We start from the raw sequence: 6,413 nt of genomic DNA on the forward strand, positions 1-6,413 counted from the left end.
TTATCTCCATATAAAAGATGTTGTTTGGTTTACCTAACAGATGAGAAAGAATTGGCTCATGTATCAACTTTTTTACAAGGAAAAGAGATCCCTATTCTATTATTATCTGAATATGAGATTCCGGATGACACAGAACTATCAGAGACAGTTACAGCTGTACAAGTTGAATTTTCCGAACAAAAGGTATTTGAGAATGATAGTATCGAACAAAATTTCCCTAGACTCTTCTCATACGCAAATACGTTTGAGACGATTTTACGAATCTTAAGCCCAAGTAAGGTTGTTTGTTTGGCATTAAGCAAAACTTATCAAAAAGAATTATTGCTAGGCTTTGCAAAGGATTCAAACATAAAAATTGAATGTTGATAAGATGAAAACAGAAAAAGACATATTGTTACGAAGAATTGCGAATCATCTGATTTTGCACTCAATCGACATGGAGGATATTGGTTTATTCCATGGGAAGATGGGAGTTGTTTTGTTCTTTGCGCACTACGCAAGATATACAGGCTTAACTATATATGATGACTTTGCGGGGGAACTGCTCGAAGAAATCTGCGAGAATATTCCAGAAACATTACCAATAAACCTAGAGACTGGATTATGTGGAATTGGCTGGGGTATCGAATATCTGATTCAAAATGGGTTCATGGAAGGAGACTCCAATGAAATCCTTGCGGAAATCGACCAAAAAGTCATGGAGCGGGATTTACTAAGAATAAAAGATCTCAGCTTGGAGACAGGACTAATGGGAATATCATGTTATATTAGGTCTCGTCTAAGATCAAATAAGAATATGCATATTTTTGATAATAGATATTTATATGACTGGAAATCATCGGTAAGTATAGCAGATATAGTTGAGGATAATTGTATATTAAAATGCATCGTCAAAATAAATCAATTTAGATTAGTTGGTTTGAATAAAAATGTAATCTAAATAAATAGTAACATGAAAGCAATATACTTATTTAATAGAATAAACACAGCAAATTGCTATGGTATAGGTCAATATATAAAACAGATTGTAGAAACATTGATAAAAAATGATAATTATGAAGTAAATCAGATAAATTTATTTTCACAAGAAAGAGAGTATAAAGTTATAAAAAGTGGTAATTATATACTGCATGAAATTCCCATAGTAACTAAAGATATTAAAAAATATTACTTGTCAGTATATTATCTCTTAATATCCAATTTTGACAGCAAAATAAGTCAGCGTATTTTTCATTTTAATTATTCGAGTGATTACTTTTTGGCTAATTTGATAAAAAATCGAATAAATAATATAGCAATCATATTTACTGTTCATTATCAAAAATGGTGTTTAGCACTAGATGGAAACTTAATGTATTTTAAAGAGAATATAGTTAATAATAATTTAGATAATACAAATAGCAATGATTTGAAAATACATAATTCATATATTATTGAAAGAAATTTTTACAATATATCTAATCGAATAATATGTTTAAATACATTTATACAGAATGTGATTATAAGCTTGTATAAGATTCCAAAAAGTAAGTTACATTTTATGCGTAATTGTTTAGATGACCATTATGTAGAAATAACTGATACAGAAAAAAGGAAGTTAAGGGAAAAATACTCTTTTTCACCAGATGATTATATTATAATATTTGCAGGAAGATTGAATAGGGTAAAAGGTATTCAATACTTAATAGAGTCAATGAGCCTAATTCTCAAAGATAAGAAGAATGTTAGGCTGATAATTGCGGGAGACGGAGATTTTGGTAGTTGCATAAATTTAGCTAGATATAGTCTCAGTAGAATTTCTTTTTTTGGATATTTAGATAAAGACGATCTGTATAATTTATATCAAATATCAGATTTAGGAATACTTCCATCTTTTCATGAACAGTCATCTTATACAATGATTGAAATGATGATGTTTTGTTTACCTATCGTTATCACTGATTCCACAGCATTGAATGAGGTAGAAGTCTCTCATGAAATGAAAATAAATATAAAATATAAAAAAAGAGATGCAAGTATAGAGATTAATAAGATTAAAGATGCAATAATATATGCAATTAACAATAAAGAAATAAACAAAGTAAAATATATGATGAGAGAAACGTATATAAAGAAATACTCTAATGTTAATTTAAGTAAAATTAGAGATTTGTATAACTTTTAATATTTTTCATTATGAAAACAGTCAAAAAAATTAAGTTAGTAGAAGTATCGAGTAAATCTATCCAAAAAAAGGATTTAGGTAAATTAAAGGGTGGCATTTGTTCTAGTTACGATTGCCAGTGCGGAGGAACATTTTCAACAAGCATGACAGATGCTGTACTCGAAGATGATTCACACCGTTAATCAATCACTATTCATTAGGAGCCAAAGCTCCTAATGAATTAATTTATTGTATTATGGCAAGATTTAAGAGCGTTATATTTACTACGTCGAAATTGAACACATACATGTTTTCAAATTCGCTTGGATGTGTATTATATATACATCCAATAATGATACATTTGCTTAAAAACAAGAGTGAAAACAATAAATATGAATACACAAACACTGATTTATATTCTGAAAATGAAATTGATTATTATCAAAGAAAAATAGATTTCTATACTAGGTATCTTGTATTTGAAAGTGCTGTTAAAGATCATTTATTCATTGATAATATAAGTGAAAATGATATAATAAAATCCATATCAAATACGGAACAGCTAGCTATTGAGCTTATACAAGATTGTAATTTACAGTGCAAATATTGTATCTATGGAAGTCTATATAAAAACCCATTTAAATACAATAAAATAAAATCAAACGATGTACAAAAAATTATTGATAGATTATTATGCTATTGGGAATTTGGAGTAACTAAAAATATAAGAATTAACTATTATGGAGGAGAACCATTATTAAGATTTGAAGATATTCAACAAATAACAGAATATATTAAGTCTAAAAATACTAGTGTAAATTTTACTTTTGGATTAACCACAAATGGAACTCTATTGGATGCATATAAAATAGATTATTTTGTAAAAAATAATTTTGTGTTAGCAATCAGCCTTGATGGAAATGAGGAATCAAATAGGTATAGAGTATATAAAAATGGAAATGAAACATATAATACGATTATAAATAACATGATGTTTATAAAAGAAAAATATCCTAGATACTATTCTGATAATATTCATTACATATCGGTACTTCATGATAAAAACAAAAATCTAAATATAAAACATTTTTTCTTAAATTATTTGAATACAGATAAGGTAAATACTGGATCTCTTAATAAAATAGATGTGAATGAAGATAATATATCAGTATTTAACAAAATGTTTCGCACTAATTATTCCGTTAAAGATGGTTTTATAATAAATAAACATATATATAGATATCAGAAAGAAATATTTAGAATAAGAGATATATATTCATTTCCTGAATATTTGCATAAAAAATCTAACAAAAGAATGTATACAGGTACATGTATTCCTCTTAAAAAGAAGTTATTTATCACTGCTGAATATCAGTTAATGCCTTGTGAAAAAATCAGCTTCAATAATAATTATGGATTAATATGCAATAATGGAAATATTCAAAACATCAATCATAAATATATTGCTGAACAATACAATAAAAATATCAAAACGGTGATAAGTCAATGTAAAAAATGCTATTATTCGATGTTATGTAGTTTTTGTATTTTTACACTGCAAAATAAGGGAGATGGATACTATTGTAATAGGCATATGACAATAAGAAGATTTTCAATTTATCTCTCAAATATATTTACGTATTTAGAAAATAATAAATCTATTAAATTATGAAATTGTTTTTTTTATGCTTTTTTATTTTTACTTCAAAAGCTTTCTTATTGACTGCGCAGATTAGAATTAATATTTATGATCAGCGAGATCATTATGAAAAAGTAAACCTTAGTGAAGTAGCTGATTCAATCGTTTATATTCCTCTAGAAACTACTGATAGTTGTTTGTTGAGTGATGAACTGCAGATTTTTTACGGTAAAGATGCGATATTCGTTGGAGATCAGAAGAATGAGAGGTTTTACCGTTTTGATAAACACGGATCCTTTTTAAATACTATAGGACAAAAGGGTGAAGGACCAGCTGATTATACTTCAGCATTGAATTTCTATGTTGATGAAATTGAAAAATACGTATATATTATTAGCCCACAATCAAAAACAATATTTATATACAATTATTTAGGGGAGTTTATAGATAGAATAATCTTAGACTTTACTCCATGGATGATTCAAAAAAGCAATAAAAAAATACTCTTTTATAATAATCGTTTTAATAGAATTGATAAAAATAAAAATGTCAAAGAATTATATCTTACCAATGATAAGGGTGATATTATAGATTCTTTACCGACCACAATTGATGATAAATCTATGGATATGTTACTTCTGGAAATGCCGTTTTTTTACCAGTATAAAGCAGGTATTTTTTATAAAAATCCATTATCTGACTTAGTATATGAAATTAGCATTCCTCTTTCTATTAAGCCTATATATGAAATTTACACTGGTCCTGTAAGACGTAGTGAAAATGATTTTAAGAATATGGATAAGTTGTCCCAAATAATATCTGTTAGAAACATAATAGAATCAGATAAATCCATAATTATTGTATTTGCTTATAAAGGCAATTTCTTCAATATTTGGTTCGATAAAAAAAGTAAGTCAGCACTTAATGTAAAAAACATTTATCCTGGCTTTATAGATAATATCACTAATGGACCTGATATATTACCATATTGGCAATCATCTTCTAGTGAGAGTGTTTTTATTTCTCTATTGACGATTGAATATTTGGAGAAATATCCTATTAAAATTGAAGGTAATTTTTTCAAAAAAGAAACGATTGACAGTAATCCAGTATTAGCTATTGTGAAATTGAAATAATTTATAGTAATTTTAAGTACAAAACTCAAATATTTATGGAAGTTGAATATTATTTATATTTAGAGCCCTTTACATATGTTGATATGCTAAATGATCAAGTTTTACTTTATAATACATTATCTGGTGCAAATCAGACTTTTTGTAGTCAAGAGATAGTTGACTTTTTTACAAAAATCAACATGCAGGATAATTATGGAAAATATATTGAAATCGATACAATAAAAAAAGATAAAGAATGGATGAGACTTATAAAATGGATAAGAGATAGTTTTAGCGGAGATTTATTGTGTTTAAAAAATAAATACAATCCATACATTTTAAAACCATATTTTAAAAACCTAGACACAGATGATTTAAAAGAAGACAAATCTTTAGATTTAATCTTTTATATCAACTCGCATTGCAGTTTTAATTGCCACTATTGTAAAAAATACTATCGCCAATTTCTATTTTGTAAATCTAACTTAGGAAATCATGAATTAGATAAAGAATCTATACTAATATTTATTCATAAAATCTCGATTCATCGAATATCTTCAATATCATTTTTAGGAGAATATCTAATTGATTTTATTTCTGATAAAAAAATTTCAGATTTTATAAATCGTGCAGATTGTGAAATTATTCTATACTTTAATATCATGAGTTTAATGAATATAGACTTGTCTATGCTAACTAATTTTAAATTCAAAATAGCTATTCTTGTTAATGAGTATTACGATATAAATCTCTTAATTTTATTTGATAAGAAAATATCAAAATTAAATTTAGACTATACTTATCATATGGCTATTGATAGAGAATTGAATATCCCTGATTCCATTGAAGATAAAATCATATTACATCCTTTCTACAACGGAGATAATATGCTATTTTTTAAAAATAATGTATTTACAGAGTTGAAAGACTTTGAAAATTACAAATTATCAATGAGAGAGCTATATAATAAATCAATCATTAATACGTTCTATTATGGAAGGTTAATGGTTGATTCAGATGGATTAATATACACTTCTTTTAATAACTTTGCTAGTATAGGAAATATTAGCGATTCTAATATCGAATATTTATTAAATAAATCATTCTCAAATAATCATTTATGGTATCTTCTCAGAAAAAATATCTCCATATGTTCATCCTGTATATATCAAAATATATGTCCTCCAATTTCCGATTATGAACTATTTATTAACCGTTTTAATTTATGTCATATTAATCCTTTGTAAATAGTGTTTAAATCTTTCCCCACATACCGCCAACTGGACTCTATGGACTGCGGTCCCACCTGCCTCCGTATGATCGCCAAGCATTACGGGTGGGCTTATTCCGTGCAAAGCTTACGGGAGAAAGCCTTCATCACACGGGAAGGAGTCTCCATGCTCGGTATCAGCGAGGCGGCGGAGGCGATCGGGTTCCGTACGCAAGGCGTGCGGATTACCATGGACGAGTTGGAGAAGGAATGTCCCCTACCCTGCATACTGCACTGGAACCAATG

At 27.5% G+C, this 6,413-nt stretch carries 7 protein-coding genes and 1 pseudogene; all 8 read left to right on the forward strand.

From position 1 onward, the window contains the following. A pseudogene (locus tag DWX33_RS21940) lies at positions 1–366 on the forward strand (hypothetical protein); the annotation flags it as partial. 4 nt (positions 367–370) lie between these two features. Beyond that, positions 371–940 (forward strand): hypothetical protein, encoded by a 570-nt coding sequence (locus tag DWX33_RS21945; RefSeq protein ID WP_122381046.1) that lies wholly within the window; start codon positions 371–373, stop codon positions 938–940. A 12-nt stretch (positions 941–952) separates the two neighbouring features. Then, positions 953–2,164 carry a glycosyltransferase gene (locus DWX33_RS21950; RefSeq protein ID WP_122381041.1) on the forward strand — a complete coding sequence of 404 codons (1,212 nt, stop codon included), beginning with the start codon at positions 953–955 and terminating at the stop codon, positions 2,162–2,164. Between the two features lie 11 nt (positions 2,165–2,175). Next, the gene (locus DWX33_RS21955) at positions 2,176–2,346 is read left to right on the forward strand and encodes a TIGR04149 family rSAM-modified RiPP (RefSeq protein WP_122381042.1); all 171 of its coding nucleotides are present in this window, start codon (positions 2,176–2,178) and stop codon (positions 2,344–2,346) included. A gap of 53 nt (positions 2,347–2,399) precedes the next feature. Next, a complete protein-coding gene (locus DWX33_RS21960) occupies positions 2,400–3,815 on the forward strand; it encodes a radical SAM protein (protein ID WP_122381043.1) in 1,416 nt (471 codons plus the stop codon). Next, positions 3,812–4,918 (forward strand): 6-bladed beta-propeller, encoded by a 1,107-nt coding sequence (locus tag DWX33_RS21965; RefSeq protein WP_122381044.1) that lies wholly within the window; start codon positions 3,812–3,814, stop codon positions 4,916–4,918. Before DWX33_RS21960 ends, DWX33_RS21965 begins: the two co-directional genes overlap by 4 nt. A gap of 35 nt (positions 4,919–4,953) precedes the next feature. After that, on the forward strand, positions 4,954–6,144 hold the full coding sequence (locus DWX33_RS21970; RefSeq protein ID WP_122381045.1) for a hypothetical protein: 1,191 nt from the start codon (positions 4,954–4,956) through the stop codon (positions 6,142–6,144). 42 nt (positions 6,145–6,186) lie between these two features. Then, positions 6,187–6,413: cysteine peptidase family C39 domain-containing protein (locus DWX33_RS21975; RefSeq protein WP_370450849.1), on the forward strand; the 227-nt coding region annotated here is incomplete at its 3' end.

Origin of the sequence: Parabacteroides sp. AF19-14 (assembly GCF_003635485.1) — a bacterium.
GTDB lineage: Bacteria > Bacteroidota > Bacteroidia > Bacteroidales > Tannerellaceae > Parabacteroides > Parabacteroides distasonis.